General features: G+C 73.9%; 15 protein-coding genes and 2 pseudogenes. 3 read left to right on the top strand and 14 right to left on the bottom strand.

Going from position 1 to position 17,380, the window contains the following annotated elements:
- Positions 1 to 7 precede the first annotated feature (7 nt).
- From QQZ14_RS20180 to QQZ14_RS20200, 5 genes are all read right to left on the bottom strand, one after another.
- A complete protein-coding gene (locus QQZ14_RS20180) occupies positions 8 to 721 on the bottom strand; it encodes an SRPBCC family protein (RefSeq protein WP_284536202.1) in 714 nt (237 codons plus the stop codon).
- A gap of 4 nt (positions 722 to 725) precedes the next feature.
- Positions 726 to 1,580, bottom strand: coding sequence for an FAD binding domain-containing protein (locus QQZ14_RS20185; protein WP_284536203.1), 855 nt, complete (start codon positions 1,578 to 1,580; stop codon positions 726 to 728).
- The gene (locus tag QQZ14_RS20190; protein WP_284536204.1) at positions 1,577 to 4,072 is read right to left on the bottom strand and encodes a xanthine dehydrogenase family protein molybdopterin-binding subunit; all 2,496 of its coding nucleotides are present in this window, start codon (positions 4,070 to 4,072) and stop codon (positions 1,577 to 1,579) included. The genes QQZ14_RS20185 and QQZ14_RS20190 overlap by 4 nt, the downstream gene beginning before the upstream one ends.
- The gene (locus QQZ14_RS20195) at positions 4,069 to 4,539 is read right to left on the bottom strand and encodes a (2Fe-2S)-binding protein (protein WP_284536205.1); all 471 of its coding nucleotides are present in this window, start codon (positions 4,537 to 4,539) and stop codon (positions 4,069 to 4,071) included. The genes QQZ14_RS20190 and QQZ14_RS20195 overlap by 4 nt, the downstream gene beginning before the upstream one ends.
- 187 nt (positions 4,540 to 4,726) lie before the next feature.
- A complete protein-coding gene (locus QQZ14_RS20200) occupies positions 4,727 to 5,962 on the bottom strand; it encodes a transcriptional regulator (protein ID WP_284536206.1) in 1,236 nt (411 codons plus the stop codon).
- A gap of 222 nt (positions 5,963 to 6,184) precedes the next feature.
- Between QQZ14_RS20200 and QQZ14_RS20205 the strand changes: the two genes are divergently transcribed.
- Positions 6,185 to 9,259, top strand: coding sequence for a PKD domain-containing protein (locus tag QQZ14_RS20205; RefSeq protein WP_284536207.1), 3,075 nt, complete (start codon positions 6,185 to 6,187; stop codon positions 9,257 to 9,259).
- On the opposite strand, the gene QQZ14_RS20210 is transcribed toward QQZ14_RS20205, so the two are convergent.
- The 7 genes from QQZ14_RS20210 to QQZ14_RS20240 form a co-directional block, all read right to left on the bottom strand.
- A complete protein-coding gene (locus QQZ14_RS20210; protein ID WP_284536208.1) occupies positions 9,260 to 9,592 on the bottom strand; it encodes a cupin domain-containing protein in 333 nt (110 codons plus the stop codon).
- A complete protein-coding gene (locus QQZ14_RS20215) occupies positions 9,592 to 10,773 on the bottom strand; it encodes an XdhC family protein (protein WP_284536209.1) in 1,182 nt (393 codons plus the stop codon). The genes QQZ14_RS20210 and QQZ14_RS20215 overlap by 1 nt, the downstream gene beginning before the upstream one ends.
- Positions 10,766 to 11,878, bottom strand: a complete 1,113-nt coding sequence (locus QQZ14_RS20220; RefSeq protein ID WP_284536210.1) for a vWA domain-containing protein — start codon at positions 11,876 to 11,878, stop codon at positions 10,766 to 10,768. The genes QQZ14_RS20215 and QQZ14_RS20220 overlap by 8 nt, the downstream gene beginning before the upstream one ends.
- Complete coding sequence (locus tag QQZ14_RS20225; protein ID WP_284536211.1) at positions 11,875 to 12,750, bottom strand: AAA family ATPase; 876 nt, start codon at positions 12,748 to 12,750, stop codon at positions 11,875 to 11,877. The genes QQZ14_RS20220 and QQZ14_RS20225 overlap by 4 nt, the downstream gene beginning before the upstream one ends.
- 77 nt (positions 12,751 to 12,827) lie before the next feature.
- Entirely contained in the window at positions 12,828 to 13,385 is a 558-nt protein-coding gene (locus tag QQZ14_RS20230; protein WP_284536212.1) for a nucleotidyltransferase family protein, read from the bottom strand.
- A gap of 17 nt (positions 13,386 to 13,402) precedes the next feature.
- A complete protein-coding gene (locus QQZ14_RS20235; protein ID WP_284536213.1) occupies positions 13,403 to 14,023 on the bottom strand; it encodes a hypothetical protein in 621 nt (206 codons plus the stop codon).
- Positions 14,020 to 14,544: an RNA polymerase sigma factor gene (locus QQZ14_RS20240; protein ID WP_284536214.1), complete on the bottom strand. Its 525-nt coding sequence runs from the start codon at positions 14,542 to 14,544 to the stop codon at positions 14,020 to 14,022. The genes QQZ14_RS20235 and QQZ14_RS20240 overlap by 4 nt, the downstream gene beginning before the upstream one ends.
- Before the next feature lie 56 nt (positions 14,545 to 14,600).
- On the opposite strand from QQZ14_RS20240, the gene QQZ14_RS20245 reads away from it, so the two are divergent.
- Positions 14,601 to 15,674 (top strand): tellurite resistance/C4-dicarboxylate transporter family protein, encoded by a 1,074-nt coding sequence (locus tag QQZ14_RS20245; protein ID WP_284536215.1) that lies wholly within the window; start codon positions 14,601 to 14,603, stop codon positions 15,672 to 15,674.
- Positions 15,675 to 15,692: 18 nt separating this feature from the next.
- Here QQZ14_RS20245 and QQZ14_RS25375 read toward each other — a convergent pair.
- Positions 15,693 to 15,944 (bottom strand): annotated as a pseudogene (locus tag QQZ14_RS25375) (DUF2249 domain-containing protein); the annotation flags it as partial.
- Positions 15,945 to 16,106: 162 nt separating this feature from the next.
- Positions 16,107 to 16,517 (bottom strand): annotated as a pseudogene (locus QQZ14_RS25380) (hemerythrin domain-containing protein); the annotation flags it as partial.
- 60 nt (positions 16,518 to 16,577) lie between these two features.
- Here QQZ14_RS25380 and QQZ14_RS20255 point away from each other — a divergent pair.
- Positions 16,578 to 17,252 (top strand): helix-turn-helix transcriptional regulator, encoded by a 675-nt coding sequence (locus tag QQZ14_RS20255; protein ID WP_284536217.1) that lies wholly within the window; start codon positions 16,578 to 16,580, stop codon positions 17,250 to 17,252.
- Positions 17,253 to 17,380 lie beyond the last annotated feature (128 nt).

The following is a 17,380-nucleotide window of genomic DNA, read 5'->3' on the forward strand; positions in this document are numbered from 1 at the left end:
GACGTGGTCAGCGGCGGCCCGCCAGTAGCCGACGCAGCACGAGCAGCACGACCACGACCCCGAGCGCCTGCCGCCAGTAGGTCCTGGCCAACACCGGCAGCACCGTCGCCCCGAGGTCGAGGTGGTCCTCCCCACCCGCCGAGCCCAGGTGCTTCGGTGTGGCCGCGGGTGGGGGCGTGGGGGGTACTCCCTGACGATCGGGCCCCTGCTCGGGCAGATCAGGGGCCCGATCGTCAGGGACTACCGCGGCGGGCGGCTCGGGAGCAACCTCCTCGGGCTCGCCCATCCGCTGCTCGAGGCAGTCGATGAACTGGCCGAGGAGCTTGTCGGAGACGTCCTGCATCACGCCGCGGCCGAACTGCGCGGGCTTGCCGGTGATCGCCAGGTCGGTGACGACCTCGACATCGGTGCTGTCGGCGGCGGTCTCGGCCATCGTGAGGGTGACGGTCGCGCCCGCCGTACCGTTGCCGCGCTTGTCCTTGCCCTTCGCCTCGACGACGAACCGGTGCGCGGCCTCGTCCTTCTCCACGAACGTGCCCGAGCCGTTGTAGACCAGCGCGATCGGGCCGAGCTTGACCTTCACCGAGCCGTGGAAGGTGTCGTCCTCGACCGAGGTGACGGCCGCGCCGGGGAAGCACTCGGCGACCGAGGCGATGTCGTTGAAGTGCGCCCAGGCCTCCTCGACGCCGGTGGGGACCGTGAACCGGTGGGTCAGGTCCACGGGCTCACCCGCCTGCCGCGGCGAGCACCGCGCGCCGGGTGACGACCGTGGCGAGGTGCCGCCGGTAGTCGGCGTCCCCGTTGAGGTCCGAGGGCGGGTTGGTGCCCTCGGTGGACCGCGCCGCCGCAGCCCGTACGGCGTCCTCGGTGGCCGGCTGCCCCACCAGCGCCTCCTCGACCCCGCGGGCCCGCAGCGGCGTGGAGCCCATGTTGGTGAGCCCGACCCGGGCCTCGGCGATCGCGCCGCCGTCGACCCGGACCGTCGCGGCGACCGCGACGATCGGCCACTGGTGGGCGACCCGGACGAACTTCTCGTAGTGGGCGCCCCAGCCCGTGTGCTTGGGGATCCGCACCTCGGTGAGGATCTCGTCCTCCCCGATCGCGGTCTCGAAGAGGTCGACGAAGAAGTCGTCGGCCGCCACGCGACGCGTGCCACCGGCGCCCTGGATCACGAACTCCGCGCCGAGCACCAGCGCCGGCGCCCCGAGATCGCCGGCGGGGTCGGCGTGCGCGAGCGCACCGCCGAAGGTCCCGCGGTGCCGGATCTGCGCATCCGCGAGGTGCTCGACCGCCTTGGTGATCAGGCTCGCGTGCTCGGCCACCAGCGGGTCCGACCCGACCACGGCGTGCGGCGTCATCGCGCCGATCACGATCGCGTCGCCGTCGTCGCGCACACCGCGCAGCGACTCGATCCGGCCGAGGTCGATGATCATCTCCGGCGCGTTGAGCCGCATCCGGAGCACCGGTAGCAGGCTCTGCCCGCCGGCGATGATCTTCGCGTCGTCGCCGTGCTCGGCCAGCGCCGCGAGGGCGTCCTCGACCGAGGCCGGGGCCACGTAGTCGAATGCTGCGGGGATCATGAACCCGCTCCTTCCGTGCTGCTGGTGCCGGGTTGCTCCTGGTTGCCGGTCGCGCCACCCGACTCGAAGTGCGGCATCGCCGCACCCTCGGTGGACCCGCCCGCACCCGCGCCGTTGATCGCCCGCCACACACGCTCGGGCGTGCACGGCATCTGGATGTCGTTGATGCCGAGGTGGCGTACGGCGTCCACGACCGCGTTGACCACCGCCGGGGTGGAGGCGATCGTGCCGGCCTCGCCGACGCCCTTGGTGCCGAGCGTGTTGGTGGTGCACGGCGAGGTGGTGTGGTCGATCTCGAAGCTGATCGTGTCGGCCGCGGTGGGCAGCAGGTAGTCGACGAACGAGCCGGACACCAGCGTGCCGGAGTCGTCGTACACCGCCTCCTCCCACAGCGCCTGCGCGATGCCCTGCACCAGCCCGCCGTGCACCTGCCCGCTGACGATGAGCGGGTTGATGATGTTGCCGATGTCGTCGCAGCAGACGTACTTGCGCATCTTCAGCGCGCCCGTCTCGGTGTCGACCTCCATCGCGCACAGGTGGGTGCCGTGCGGGAAGTTGAACGCCACCGGGTCGAACGTCGCGTCCGAGTCCAGCGACGCCTCCACGCCGTCGGGCAGGTTGTGCGCCGCGAACGTCGCCAGCGCCACCTCCCCGATCGCCATCCCCTGGTCGGTGCCGCGCACGGAGAACCGCCCGCCGGAGAACTCCAGGTCGTCGACGGACGCCTCGAGCAGGTGCGCCGCGATCGGCTTGGCCTTCTCGATCACCTTGTCGGCGGCCCGCACCATCGCCTCGCCTCCGACGACCAGCGACCGCGACCCGTAGGTGTCCATGCCCTTGGGCGCGACCTGGGTGTCGCCGTGCAGGACCTCGACGTCCTCGAAGGCCACCCCGAGCCGGTCGGCCACGATCTGGCTGAACGCCGTCTCGTGGCCCTGCCCGTGGGCCGAGGTGCCGGTGACCACCTCGACCTTGCCGGTGGCCAGCATCCGCACGCTCGCGTGCTCCCAGCCTCCGGCGCCGTAGTCGAGCTGGCCGAGCACCCGCGACGGCGCCAGGCCGCACATCTCGGTGAACGTCGAGACGCCGATGCCGAGCTGCACCGGGTCGCCGGACTCGCGCCGGCGGCGCTGCTCGGCCCGCAGCTCGTCGTACCCGAGCATCTCCTTGGCGCGAGCGGTGGCGGCCTCGTAGTTGCCGGAGTCGTACTCGAGGCCGGCCACCGTCGTGAACGGGAACTCCTCGTGCTTGATCCAGTTCTTCTCGCGGATCTCGAGCGGGTCGACGCCGACCTCGGCGGCGAGCTCGTCCATCATCCGCTCGATGGCGTACGTCGCCTCCGGCCGCCCGGCGCCGCGGTAGGCGTCGGTCCAGGTCTTGTTGGTGAGCACGGTCTGCACGGCGAACCGGTAGGCCGGGAACTTGTAGATCGAGTTGAACATGAACGCCCCGAGCACCGGCACGCCGCCGCCGACCAGCGACACGTAGGCGCCCAGGTCGGCCAGCAGGTCGACCTTGAAGCCGGTGACGGTCCCGTCCTTCTCGGCCGCGAGCGTGAGCCTCTGCCACTGGTCGCGGCCGTGGTGGCCGGCCATCAGGCTCTCCGAGCGGGTCTCGGTGTACTTCGCCGGCTTGCCGAGCCGCCGAGCCACCGCCCAGGTGATCCACTCCTCGGGGGTGGTCTGGAGCTTGCCGCCGAAGCCGCCGCCGACGTCGGGCGCGATCACCCGGATCTTCGACTCGGGCACCCCGGTGGTGGCCGCGAGCGCGAACCGCAGGATGTGCGGGATCTGGGTGGCCGACCACATCGTGATCTGCTCGCCGGTCGGGTCGACGACCGTGGAGCGCGGCTCCATGAACGCCGGGATCAGCCGCTGCTGGCGGTACTCCCGCTCGAGCACGATGCCGTCGGTGCGGGCCTTCGCGATCGCGTCCTCGACGCTGCCGCCGGTGCCGGCCTCGCCGGAGTCGAAGACCCAGTACGCCGACTTGTTGGTGCCCAGGTCGGGATGCGCGAGCACCTCGTCGGCCGCGGACCTCTTCAGGTCGAGGGCGGCCGGCAGCTCGTCGTACTCCACGTCGACGAGCTCGGCGGCGTCGCGCGCCTCGGCCGCGGTGCGCGCCACCACGACCGCGACGATCTCGCCGGCGAACGCGACCCGGTCGCTAGGCATCGGGGAGTGGTTGGGCGTGACCTGGTCGGGGGTGATCGGCCAGGCGTTGATGTTCACGCCGAGCGACTCGCCGAGGTCGGCGCCGGTGAGCACGTCGACGACGTTCGTGGACTGCTTGGCGGCGCTGGTGTCGATCGACACGATCTTCGCGTGCGCGAACGGGCTCCGCACCATCGCGAGGTGCAGCATCCCGGGCAGCGTGATGTTGTCGGTCCAGCGGGTGCGGCCGGTGATCAGCCGCTGGTCCTCCTTGCGCCGCCGGTCGCGGCCGATCTCCTTCTCGACGGCGTCGGCGGGACGCTCCTGGGTGGCGGTCACGAGGTCACCCCCTGGCCGCTCGCGTGCTGCACGGCCCGCACGATGTTGTGGTAGCCGGTGCACCGGCACAGGTTGCCCTCGAGCCCGAGGCGGATCTCCTCCTCGGTGGGCTTCGGGTTGTCGTTGAGCAGGTCGACGCTCTGCATGATCATCCCGGGCGTGCAGAACCCGCACTGGAGGCCGTGGCACTCGCGGAACGCCTCCTGCACCGGGTGCAGCTGCCCGTCGGTGGCGAGGCCCTCGATCGTGGTGACCTCCGCGCCGTCGGCCTGAACGGCGAGCACGTTGCAGGACTTCACGCTGGTGCCGTTGAGGTGGACCGTGCACGCGCCGCAGTTGCTGGTGTCGCAGCCGATGACGGTGCCGGTCTTGCCGAGGCGCTCGCGCAGGTACTGCACGAGCAGCATGCGGGGTTCGACGTCGTCGGAGACCCGCGCTCCGTCGACGGTGAGACTGATCCGGGTCATGACACTCCCTGGGAAGGACGGTGCGAGGGCCGGCCGGAGTCGGCGGCCGGTGTGGTGCAGGTCACGCTAGGCAGCCCCGGTTGGTCCTTGGTTGGGTCGTCGGCCGCCCCCCGCTGTCACGCCCGGTCACCGGCTCCTCCCACCGTGCTGCAACCGGGTGGGAAGAAGGGGTAACCCGGCGTTACTGCTAGCGGGAGGCGGCGGCGAGCCGGGCCTTGAGCAGCGGCACCGCGCGGTGCGGGCGGCCGGCGAGGGTGGCCAGGCAGACCTCGACCACCTCGGTGTCGTACGGCGCGAGCTCGCTGTAGCGGACCACCGCATCGGGCTGCGGGTCGGCGAGGAGCGCCTCGCGGACCGCGACCGCGACGTACTCTCCCAGCTCGGTGAGCGCCGGGGAGTTGGTGCCGGGCAGCAGGTCGCCGCCGTAGGCGTCGACCGCGGCCGCGACCCGGCCGGTGCGGAGCAGGCCGAGCACCAGGTCGACGTCGGTGGCGACCGGCATCGGCAGCCGGTAGGGACGCGAGGAGAGCTGGCCGCCGAGCGCCGCGCGCAGGTGGGAGACCTCGGCCTTGAGCGTGGACAGCGTGACCGCCTGGTCGCCGTAGACGAGTGCGTGCAGCCGCTCGAGCGAGAGCCCCTCGGGGTGCATCGCGAGCAGGGAGAGCACCTCGGTCTGGCGCCGGTTGAGCAGCAGCCGCTGGCCGTCGAGCCACACCTCGACCGTGCCGAGCAGCCGCATCACCAGGCCCGGCTCGGGGCGCTCGTCGCCGCCAACGCCGGGGTGGTGGGCGGACACCGGCATCGCGGTCTCGATCAGCCGGGCCAGCACCCGCGCGGTGGCCAGGCCGATCGGGTGGGTGCGGTCCCAGGTGGTCGACAGGTCGATGACGCCCAGCTGGGCGCCGGTCACCGGGTCGTGGACGGGCGCCGCCCAGCAGACCCAGTTGTGCACGATCGGCGCGTAGTGCTCGGCGCTGAACACCATGGCCGGCGCGTCGTGCCGGTTGGCGAGGTCGAGGGCGTTGGTGCCGACGCTCAGGTCGTCCCAGCGGCCGCCGGGCACGAAGTTGACGGTCTCGGCCTTGCGGCGCATCACCCGCCCGCCGTACGTCCACAGGATCCGGGTCTGGGCGTCGGTGACCGCGACGACCAGGTCGCCGTCCTCGGCGGTACGCCGCAGCTCGGCCTCGACCCGCTCCACGGCGGTCTGCAGCGGCGAGCTGCGCCACCAGGCCGCGGTCTCGGACTCGTCGGCCAGCGGCGCCTGGCTGACATCGGTCGGCACCACGGCCTCCGAGCGGGTCCAGCTGCTGAGGATCTCCGGCCGCACCAGGCCGGCCGCGTCGTCGCCGTGCTCGACGAACGACGTCCACGCGCGCACGGCGTCGACGCGGCGCGCCTGGAGGTCTCCGTCAACGGTCATGTGTGGCCCTCGTCACTCTCGATGCGGGCCACGGTAACGCGACCTCCCTGGGCCGGGGAAGCAGTCGGCCGGCCCAGCATGGCCCGATCGGGCTATTCACGTCCTGGGGTCGCCGACCTAGCGTCCAGCGAAAGTCCCCGGCTGGAGGGCGGGTGCCACGTGGGCGCAACTGTCGGTACCAACGGTCCCTCCCCCGCGCACCGGCGCCGAGCGGCGCGGCTCGTGTCCGTCGCCGTGCTGGTGCTGAGCGCGCTGCTGGTGCCCGGACGCGCCGACGCCGCGCTGGACGTCACCCTCACCCCGGACCGCCAGGTGGCGGCACCCGGTGAGACGGTCACGTTCACGGTCACCACCAACGCCGGCGGCCCGACGTTCCTGTGGAACGTCGACGGGCTCGACGTGCAGGCCGACAGCCCCTCCCTCGCGTGGGCGTTCCAGTCCGAGGGCCAGCACACCGTCACGGTCACCGTCGACGACGGATTCGACTCCGGCACCGCCTCCGCGTCGGTGCAGGTCCGGGCGGCGCAGCCCAACCACCCGCCCACCGTGACGCTCACCGCGGACAAGCCGCAGGCGTCCCCCGGCGAGCCCGTGACGTTCACGGCCGCGATCGACGACCCCGACCCGAACGACTCGGCCGCGCTCGCCTGGTCCGTCGACGGCAGCCCCGCCCCGGAGAACGGCCCCACGCTGACCCGCTCGTTCGCCGAGACCGGCACCCACGGGGTGCGGGTCGTCGCCACCGACCTCTCCAACGCCTCGAGCGAGGCGTCGGTCCAGGTGAACGTCGTGGGCACGGCTCCGGTCGCCGCGATCGCCGTCCGCACCCGCGCACCCCGGACGCGGAGCGTGACCGTCCTCGACGCGTCCGGCTCGACGCCTGCGACGCCCTCGGGCTCGATCGTCGGCTACCGCTGGGACCTCAACGGCAACGGCACGTTCGAGACCTCCTGCGCGGGACCGGTCGTCGGCATGGTGAGCGCCGCCCCCGGCGACCACCCCGTGTCGGTGATGGTCACCGACGACCGCGGCGGCGTGTCGACCTCGGTCACCCACGTCGTCTCGGTCGCTGCCTCGTCCATCGAGCGCAAGTACGCCGACGGCGCCCTGCCCTTGACCGCGGGCGGGTGTGCGGGCCCGGCGGCCGACGGCGTCGTCCCCGAGGGCTACCCCGCCGACGACCTGACCTGCTACACGACGGTCCGCACCGGCATCGCCGAGGCCCTGTCGCCCTGCTTCCGCCGGCGCACCGAAGGCATCGGCGTCGGCCCCAAGGCGCTGCTGAAGGAGCTCTACGCCAGCACGAAGACCGTCCGCCTCAACGGCATCGACGTGCGGCCCAACTCCGGCGTGGCCATCGAGATCGACGGCTGGACCGCCGAGGTGAAGACGATCGGTGGCAAGGCCAAGGCGTCGGTCGACGCGGGCAGCACGCTCGGCAAGCTGGCGTTCTACTACGGCACGATCAGCTGGGACCTCCCCAGCGGCAAGTCCTCGCGCTTCAACCTCGGCAGCATCTCGATCACCAAGGGCGCGGAGCTCTTCGGGCTCTCGGTCGAGGGCGACGCGCGGCTCGACCTGGTCTACCGCGGCGCCGAGCTGCCCGTGACGATCCACCTGCCCTCGCCGCTGGACGTGTCCGCGACCGTCACGCTCAAGACCGACAACCTCAAGGGGCTGCGCCTCGAGGAGGTCCACCTCCGCGTGAGGAACGCGAGGTTCGGGGCGTTCGCGGTCAACGATCTCGACCTGCGCTACAACGCGGCGTCCTTCCAGTTCGACGGCTTCGCCGACCTCTCGCTGACCTCGGTGGGCAACCTGCAGGTGAGCATCCAGGTGGTCGGCAGGACCGTGACGATGTTCGCCGCGAACTTCACGCCCGTGCCCCCACTGGCGCTCGGGTCGGGGGTGTTCCTCCAGCACATCGACTTCGGGTACGACGCCGGGCCGCCGCTGACCTTGAACGGCGGCGTCAAGCTCACCGCGGGCCCGCCGGTCAACGGCGTCGCGGCCGCCGCGATCGAGGGCCGCCTCAAGTTCGTGGCCTCCGACCCGTGGCTGCTGCGCGCCGACGGCAACGCCTCGATCGCGGGCTTCGGGGTCGCCAGCGCCTACCTGCAGTACGAGTCCAACGGCATGATCCGTCTCGGCGGCAAGATCGACGCCCGGCTCTACGACATCGTCAGCGCCAAGGCCGGCATCGACATGTGGCTCTACGCCCCGACCATGAAGTTCAACGCCCAGGCCAGGGGCGACGTCTGCGTCTGGAAGGGCTGCGGCGGCGGCGCCCTCGTGATCTCGAGCACCGGCGTCGGCGGCTGCGTCTACACCTACTTCGCGAACTTCGGGCTCGGCTACCGGTGGGACGGCGAGTTCAAGTTCTACCTGACCGGCTGCGACATCAACCACTGGGCCTCGGCCTGGGACGGCGGAGCCCGCTCCCGGCTGGCGTCGTACGCCGCCACCGCCGCGGTGTCCACCGAGGACATGACCGTGCGCCCCGGCGAGCGGGCCGTGTACTTCCGGTTCGCCTCGGCGGGCGACCCGCCGCAGGTCACGGTCACCGGGCCCGACGGCACCGAGATCGTGGTGCCCGCCGGCACCGAGGCCTTCGAGGGCACCGACGACCACATCGTCCTGCAGGTGCCGCCCGAGCACGCGACGTACGTCATCGTCCGCGACCCCGCGCCGGGCCGCTGGCAGGTGCGCACCGCCGACGGGTCGCCCGACCTGGTCGCGGTCGCCCAGGCCTCGGCCCTGCCGAAGCCGCGGATCCGGGCGACGGTCGGCGGCAGCGGGCACGCGCGCACCCTGGACTACACGGTCAACCGGGTGGCGGGGCAGAGCGTGCAGCTCTTCGAACGGGCCGGGCGGACCTCCCAGCTGCTGGCGACGGTGACCGACGCGAAGGGCCGGATCCGGTTCCAGCCCGCGCCGGGACCGGCGGGCACGCGGTCGATCGTGGCGGTCGTCGAGCAGGACGGGGTGCCGCGGGAGGAGGTCACGGTGACGACGTACCGCGCTCCGGGTCCGCTGAGGCCGGCCGCCACCGGCCGGGTCACGATCAGGCGGACGGCGACGCGGGCGGTCGCGGTCTGGCCGGACGCGGCCCGCGCCCGGACCTGGCGGGTGGTCGCCACCGTCTCCGACGGCCGCCGGTGGTCGGTGGCGCTCGACCGGCGCCGGCTCGTGCTGCCCAGCGTGTTCCGGAGCAAGACCGTCAAGGTGACGGTGCGCGGCGTCAGCGCGAGCCAGGTCGTCGGACCCGCGCGGGGGCAGGTCTCGCGGGGCCGGTGATCAGAGCGGGTTGGCGACCGTGAGCAGCACGGCCGCGTCCTCGATCGCCTCGAGGTCGTGGCGGTGCGGCGGGATCGGCGCGTAGTCGCCCGGCCCGCCCTCCCAGGTGTCGGCCCCGGAGTGCAGCCGGATCCGCCCGCGCAGCACCTGCAGGGTCGCCTCGCCGGGGCTCTCGTGCTCACCGAGCGAGCGGCCGCCGGCCAGCGCGATCAGCGTCTGCCGGAGGTGGTGCTCGCGGCCGCCGTGCACGGTGACGGCACTGCGGCCGCTGCCGTGCTCGCGGGCCAGGGCGAGGTGCTCCTCGACCAGGGACTCCAGGGACAGTCCGTCCATCACGCCAGCTCCTTGTGGATGCGTCCGTCGAGCGTACCGAGCGGCTCGCCCGAGCCGCCCCAGCGTCCGGCGATGATCTCGGCGGCGATGCTGATCGCGGTCTCCTCCGGGGTCCGGGCGCCGAGGTCGAGGCCGATCGGGCTGGCGAGGCGGGCGAGCTCGTCGTCGGTCAGGCCCGCCTCGCGCAGCCGGGCCAGGCGGTCGTCGTGGGTGCGGCGCGAGCCCATGGCCCCGACGTACGCCACCTCGGGCAGCCGCAGGGCCACCTGGAGGAGCGGGACGTCGAACTTCGGGTCGTGGGTCAGCACGGTCACGACCGTGCGACCGTCGACGCGGCCGGCCTCCGCCTCGGCGGCGAGGTAGCGGTGCGGCCAGTCGACGACGACCTCGTCGGCCTCGGGGAAGCGGCTGGTGGTCGCGAACACGGGCCGCGCGTCGCAGACGGTCACGTGGTAGCCGAGGAAGCTGCCGACCCGGGCGACCGCGGCCGCGAAGTCGATCGCGCCGAACACCAGCATCCGCGGCTTGGGCGCGAACGCCCACACGAACACCCGCATCCCCTCGCCCCGCCGCTCGCCGTCCGGCCCGTAGGTCAGCGTCGCGTTGTGCCCGGCCGCCAGCAGCCCCAGGGCGTCGTCGTGGACGGCGTCGTCGGCCCGGGCGGAGCCGAGGCTTGCGGTAGTCCCTGACGTACGGGCCCCATGGGAGCGCTCCCCAGGGGCCCGTTCGTCAGGGACTACCGTCTCCGGGCGCACCAGGAGGCGGCGGCCGAGCCAGGCGGGGTCGGGGTGCTCGATGACCGTCGCGAGGGCGACGGGGCGGCCGGCCTCGATGTCGGCGGCGATGTCCTCGAGCTCGGGGAAGGTCTCCCGGTCGACCTTCTCGACCCAGACGTCGAGGATCCCGCCGCAGGTGAGCCCGACCGCGAACGCGTCGTCGTCGGAGACGCCGTACCGCTCCAGGACGGGTACGCCGGAGGCCACGACGGACTGCGCCAGGTCGTAGACCGCGCCCTCGACGCAGCCGCCGGACACCGACCCGACCGCGGTCCCGTCGGGGCCGACCAGCATCGAGGCACCCGGCGGCCGGGGCGCGGACTGGAACGTCGCGACCACGGTGCCGACGCCGACGGTCTCCCCGGCCCGCCACCACCCGAGCAGCTCGGTCAGCACGTCACGCACGGGACACCACCTCCGCGAGCTCGGCGAACGTCGCCAGCGAGTGACCGGCGAGGAAGTCGTCGCAGTGCGGCAGCGCCGCGACCACGCCCTGCTGGACCGGCTCGTAGCCGGTCTTGCCGCGGTGCGGGTTGACCCACACGACGCGGTGGGCGATCCGGCGCAGCCGGGCCATCTGCTCGCCGAGCAGGGCCGGGTCGCCGCGCTCCCAGCCGTCGCTGAACACCACGACGACGGCGCCGCGGGCCATCCCGCGCTGCCCCCACCGGTCGAGGAAGAACCGCAGCGTCTCGCCGAGCCGGGTGCCGCCGGACCAGTCCGGCACGGTCTCGCCGGCCGCCACCAGCGCGCGCTCGGGGTCGCGCAGCCGCATCGCCCGGGTCAGGTGGGTGAGCCGGGTGCCGACGGTGAACGTCTCGACCACGCCGCCGCCCTCGCGCCCGACCTGGGTGAACCGGTGCGCCAGGCGCAGCAGCGCGTCGGCGTACCCGCTCATCGAGCCCGACACGTCGACGAGCAGCACCACCCGCCGCGGCCGCACGCCCCGCCGCCGCCACGCGATGTCGGCCGGCTCGCCCATCCGGCGCAGCGAGGCGCGCAGCGTGCGGGAGGCGTCGACGTCGCCGCGGTGCCACGCCTGGTGCCGGGCGGTACGCCGGACCGGCGGGCGCGGGCGCAGGGTCACGAACAGGCCCGCGAGCCGGTGCTTCTCGGCCGCGCTGAGCGAGGAAACGTCGCGCTGGCGCAGCACCTCGGTCTCGCTGGCCCGCGCCCGGAGCACCTCGTCGTCGGGCGTCCCGCCGGCGCCGGACGACTCCTCCAGCGGCAGCCCGGCGAACGGCGCGGTCGGCTGGGCCGGGCGTGGCCGGGGCAGCCCGTCGCGGGCCTCGAAGTAGGCGTGGAAGACCTGGTCGTAGCGCTCGAGGTCGTCGGGGCCGGCGCACAGCGTGGCCCGGCCCGCGAGATAGGTCGCGCGCCGGTCGTCGACCCCGAGCACGGCCGCGGCCTCCACGAACCCCTGGGCGCGGTCGTGGGTCACCGGTACGCCGGCGGCCCGCAGCGCCCGGGCGAAGCCCAGCAAGATCTCGTCCGGCTGGCGCTCGGTCATGCCCGCAGCATCTGGTCCAGGGCGTGCCGCACCCGGTCGGCGTCCTCGCGGTACTTCACGAGCGCGCCGAGCGTCGCGGACGCGGACGCCAGGTCGATCTCGGCGGTGCCGAGGTGGTGCAGCGCGCGGGCCCAGTCGAGTGTCTCCGCGACGCCGGGCGGCTTCTGCAGGTCGTCGCGCGCCCGCAGCTGCTGGACGAGCCCGACGACCTGGCGGCGCAGCGTCTCGGACACCTCGGGTGCGCGCGAGCGCAGGATCGCGACCTCGCGGTCGAGGCCCGGGTGGTCGATCCAGTGGTAGAGGCAGCGCCGCTTGAGCGCGTCGTGCAGCTCACGGGTGCGGTTGGAGGTGAGCACCACGAACGGCGGGATGGCCGCGCGGACGGTGCCGAGCTCGGGGATCGAGACCTGGTACGTCGAGAGCACCTCGAGCAGGAACGCCTCGAACTCGTCGTCGGCGCGGTCGACCTCGTCGACGAGCAGCACGGCCGGGCTCTCCTGGAGCGCCCGCAGCACCGGCCGGGCGAGCAGGAAGCGAGCGTCGTACAGGCTCTTCTCGGCCTCCTCGGCGTCGGCCCCGGCGCCCGCGGCCTCCAGCGCCCGCAGGTGCAGGATCTGGCGCGGGAAGTCCCAGTCGTAGAGCGCCTGCGTCGCGTCGATGCCCTCGTAGCACTGCAGCCGCACCAGCGGCAGCCCCAGGCTCTCGGCGATCGCCTCGGCGAGCGCGGTCTTGCCGGTGCCCGGCTCGCCCTCGAGCAGCAGCGGCCGCTGCATGCGCAGCGCCAGGTAGGTCACGGTCGCGAGCGCGTCGTCGCTGAGGTAGCCGGTCGCGCCCAGCCGGGCGGCGACGTCAGCGGGGGACGCGAGCTCCATGGACCAAGGCTACGGGGGCGGGTGTTGGCCCGGGGTTGGTCCGCGGACCCGGCTCCCGGGCGGGCCGTCGCCGCGGATCAGGCCTGCGGCCGGTCGACGTCCGCTCCGGTGGCCAGGTCGCCGCACTCGACGAGCTCCACCTCGTGGGTGGCGAGGTAGTCGCGCGCGCCACGGTCGCCGGCGGCGAGCCCGCCCGCGCCGGCCCAGTGGTCGCGCCCGATCACGACCGGGTGCCCGGCCCGTCCGGCGTACGCGGCGCGGCGCAGCGTGCGCGCGTCGGGCGGCGGGTCGAGGAGACGGCGTACGACGGCCGCGGAGACGTCCGGCAGGTCGACGAGCGTGACCACCACGGCATCGGCGTCGGTGCCGGCGGCCGCGGCGAACCCGGCCCGCAGCGAGGCCGACATCCCTTCGGCCCAGTCGGCCGCCACGACCGCGCTCGCGCCGGTGCCCTCGATCAGCGGGAGCGCCTCCTCGGCCGCCGCGCCGAACACCACGCTCACCTGCGCGCAGCCGCCGTCGGCGAGCGCCCGCACCCCGCGGACCAGCCAGGGCTCGCCGTCCTCGGCGCGCACCAGCGCCTTCGGCATCCCCATCCGGGTGCCGGCACCGGCGGCGAGCAGCAGTCCGTGCACCGGCCCAGGATCGCAGGTCAGCCGGGGAAGGCCTGCTGGTAGAGCGCGGCGAGGTCGCTGGAGTACGGCGCGCTCATCCCGCACACCGTCACCCGGTCGTCGGTCGCGGACACGAGGTAGCGGCCACCCTGCTCGAACGACACCGCGCCGATCAGCTGCTGGAGGTCGGCCGGTGGGGCCTGGATGCGGACCAGGTCGGTCGAGCCGCCGGCGTACCAGTGGTCGACGCTCAGCGTCACCATCCCGTCGGCCACGGTGGTGACCGTCCCCTCGAACGCGACGCTCTGCTGGCCGATGACGTCGGCGTTGGGGACCATGCACTTCGCGGCGTAGGCCGCCGCGCTCGGCGCGTTCAGCTGGGTGACGGTCAGGGTCCGCTCGGCGGTCGGCGGCGCGGCCGGGTCGTCGTCGTGGCCCAGGACGGCGAACACGCCGGTCCCGGCGATGATCAGCACCGCGGCGGCGGCCACCAGCCAGGTGAGCGGTCCCCGGCCGCGGGTCCCGGTGGCACGGTTCTCGGTGGTGAGCTCGGTGCTCATGACGTCCTCCAGGAGTCGGGCCACCCCCGTGGGGTCGGCCGGCGGCAGGGAGGCGGCAGGGTCGACCGCCCGCAGCCGGTCGCGGAGCTCGTCGCTCATGGCCCTCTCCCCTCTCTCGACTCCTCATGTCCGGCCGGCCGCCCGGTCTTACCGAGCTCGTCCTCCAGCTTCGCGCGGGCCCGGTGCAGCCGGACGCTCGCGGCGTTGGCGGTGATGCCCAGGACCACGGCGATCTCGGCGGGCTCCAGCTGCTCCCAGGCCCAGAGCCGGAGCAGGTCGGCGTCCTCCGGCCGCAGCCGGGCCAGCGCCTCGCGGACCCGGACGTCGCCGTCCGGCTCGGGCGCGGCCTCCCGCGGCGGGTCCACGGCCATGATCCGTGCGGCGACCCGCTCCTGGCGGCGGGCCGCCCGCTCGGCGTTGCGCAGGCAGTTGCGGGCCACGCCGTACGCCCACGGCAGCGGCTCGTCGGGCAGGTCCTCGACGCGCCGCCAGCACACGAGCAGCGTCTCGGCGAGCACGTCCTCGGCGGTCGCGGGGTCGGTACGGCGGGCCAGGAACCGGCGTAGCGGCTCGATCAGTCCCGGCGCGACCTCCTCGAAGCGGTCCCGTCGGCTCTCCACGTCTCCACCCTCACACATCTCTGTCCGGCCGGTCCGTGCCGCCGTACCCTGCCGAGGTGTCGACCACGCTCCCGCCCACCCTGGGCGACCGGATCCGTACCGGCGTCGAGGGCCTCGCCCCCGGCTACTTCGCCCTCGTGATGGCCAGCGGGATCCTCTCCGTGGGCATGCAGCTCCAGGGACACCGCGCGCTGTCGCTGGCGCTGCTCGCGGTGTGCGGGGCCGCGTTCGTCCTGCTGCTGGCCCTGACGTCGTGGCGGTTCGTCTCCTACCGGGCGGCGACCACCGACGACTTCCTGGACCCCCGGCGCGGCTTCGGGTTCTTCACGTTCGTCGCGGGCACCAACGTGCTGGGGGTGCGGCTCGGGCTCGAGGGGCACTACACGATGACCGCGGTGCTGTTCGCCCTGGCCGGCACCGCCTGGCTGGTGCTGGGGTACGTCGTGCCGTGGACCGCCGTGCTCGGTCCGCAGCCGCGGCCGGTGGTCGCCCTCGCCAACGGCACCTGGTTCATCTGGACGGTGGCCACCCAGTCCGTGGCGACCGTCGCCGCCACCCTGGAGCCACAGGTGCAGACCGGCCGCGCGGCGCTCGCGCTGGTGGCGGTGGTGGCGTGGTCGGTGGGGGTGTTCCTGTACGCCGTGACCGGCGTCGTCGTGACCCTGCGGCTGATGCTCTACGACTTCGGGCCCGAGGACCTCAACCCGCCGTACTGGGTGGCGATGGGCGCGCTGGCCATCACCGTGCTGGCCGGCGCCCGGATCGTGGAGATGGCCGACGCGCCGATGGTCGCCGTCACCCGGAGCCTGATCGCCGGGCTGGCGGTCGTCGCCTGGGCGTTCGCATCCTGGCTGATCCCGCCGCTGGTGGCCGCCGGGTGGTGGCGGCACGTGGTGCGCAAGATCCCGCTGCGGTACGACGCCACCTGGTGGAGCATCATCTTCCCGCTCGGGATGTACGCGGCCGCCGGCATCTACCTGGGCCGCGCCGACCACCTGCCGCTGGTGCACCGGATCGCGGCCGTCGAGCTGTGGGTCGCGTTCGCGGCCGCGGTGGCGGTGTTCGTCGCGATGGTCGTGCACGTGGACCGCACCGTCCGGCGGCGTCCGCCGGACGGTGCGGTCGGGTGACCGGTGTGAGGCGGTCGCTCAGCTGCGGACGATCTGGAGCCGCCAGGCCTCGGGGCCGCGCTCGAGGTACTCGACACTGAGCACGCCGGGGTGCCGGCTCTCGAGCTGGGCGAGCAGCGGCAGCGGGTCGTGCGGGGCGACCAGCACCAGTCCGCTGCCCGGGCGTACCCCGTCGACGGCGCCGAAGACCGTGGCGTGCCGGATCGCATGCGGGATCGTGCGGACGTCGAGCTCCGGGTAGCCGGCGGCGTCGCTCTCGCCGCAGCCGCACCCGCCGTGCCCGTGGCCGTGGCCGGCCGCGGGAGCGGCGGCCGCGTGGTCGTGCCCGTCGTGGGCGTCGTGCGCGTCGTGCGCGTGGTGCTCGAGCTCCTCGTGCATGCCGTCGAGGAGCGCGGCGAGCGAGGCGTCCGCCGAGGTCGCGAGCAGCGGCACCAGCAGGTCGTTCTCCTTGCCGAGGTGGCTCTCGAAGACCGTGCGCAGCGAGCCGGCCACGACCGCGGCGGTCACCGCGTCGCCGGCCCGGCCGAGCTGGTCGACGAGGTCGAGCAGCAGCTGGTGCTCGGTGATCATCGCGGTGACCAGCAGCGAAGCGGTCGGCTGTGCGGCGGCCGTCGGGTAGAGCGCGGCCTCCTCGGCCAGCGCGTGCGGCACCAGGTCGGTGCGGCACCAGGTGAGCAGCTCCGCGCGGACCCTCTCGGCGTCGTCGGGGCGACCGGACCGGGCGGCCAGCGCCAGCTCGGCGACGTGGGTGGTCAGCGTGCCGGCCATCGCCGCGTGGTGGGCCACCATCGCCTCGGCCGCGCGGGCGTCCGCGGCGGTGGAGGCGACCATCAGGTCGTTCATCGGGTGCTCCTCTGGGGATCGGATGTGCGTCGGTGAACCATATTTACTACAGTAGAACCCGTGAAAAATAATCCGCTCGGTCCCCGGCCGGGCCGGGGACCCCGCCCGCTCACCGCGGGCCGGGCGGCGGTGCTCCAGCTGCTGGTCGACCAGCCGACCCCGCCGCGGCTCGCGGCCCTCGCCCAGACCAGCGGCCTGCACCCCAACACGCTGCGCGAGCATCTCGAGGCGCTGGTCGCGGACGGCTGGGTGCGCCGGGTCCGCAGCGAGCCGCAGGGGCGCGGGCGCCCGGCCTGGCGGTACGAGGCGGTCGACGACCGGGGCCACGACGAGTACGCCGGCCTCGCTACCGCGCTGGCCGCCTCGATCGCCGCCACCAGCCCGGCACCCACCGAGACCGCCCGGTTCGCCGGCGAGCAGTGGGGCCGCACCCTCGCCACCGACCGCGGCACCGACCCACGGACCCCCGAGGAGGCCCGAGCCGAGGTCGTCTCGATGCTCGACGAGCTCGGCTTCGAGCCGGAGGTCGACGCCGACCGGCCGGAGCGGGTCCGGCTGACCCGCTGCCCGCTGCTGGACGCGGCGCACCGCTACCCCGGGGTCGTGTGCGAGGTGCACCGCGGGATCGTCAGCGGCGCGCTCGCGTCGTACGGCGTCGACCCGGCCGGCACCGACCTGGTGCCGTTCGCCGAGCCGGGCGCGTGCCTGCTCGCCATCCCCCCGACCACACGTTGAGGCGGGACGGCGGAATGCACCGACCCGCCAGAGGTGATCCTCTGGCGGGTCGGTGTCTTGGTGCTTGATGTCCTGCTGGGCGACTCGGTTTCGAGACGCGTCGCCCGCACCCTCGACGATGGTGGTCT

It is taken from the genome of Nocardioides sp. T2.26MG-1, from assembly GCF_950101795.1.
In the GTDB taxonomy this organism is placed as follows: domain Bacteria; phylum Actinomycetota; class Actinomycetes; order Propionibacteriales; family Nocardioidaceae; genus Nocardioides.

Coding starts and splice junctions, on each gene's coding strand:
- QQZ14_RS20235 (WP_284536213.1), bottom strand. CDS start 14,023: ATGAGCGACGAGCTCCGCGACCGGCTGCGGGCGGTCGACCCTGCCGCC.
- QQZ14_RS20210 (WP_284536208.1), bottom strand. CDS start 9,592: ATGGACGGACTGTCCCTGGAGTCCCTGGTCGAGGAGCACCTCGCCCTG.
- QQZ14_RS20185 (WP_284536203.1), bottom strand. CDS start 1,580: ATGATCCCCGCAGCATTCGACTACGTGGCCCCGGCCTCGGTCGAGGAC.
- QQZ14_RS20225 (WP_284536211.1), bottom strand. CDS start 12,750: ATGGAGCTCGCGTCCCCCGCTGACGTCGCCGCCCGGCTGGGCGCGACC.
- QQZ14_RS20195 (WP_284536205.1), bottom strand. CDS start 4,539: ATGACCCGGATCAGTCTCACCGTCGACGGAGCGCGGGTCTCCGACGAC.
- QQZ14_RS20220 (WP_284536210.1), bottom strand. CDS start 11,878: ATGACCGAGCGCCAGCCGGACGAGATCTTGCTGGGCTTCGCCCGGGCG.
- QQZ14_RS20200 (WP_284536206.1), bottom strand. CDS start 5,962: ATGACCGTTGACGGAGACCTCCAGGCGCGCCGCGTCGACGCCGTGCGC.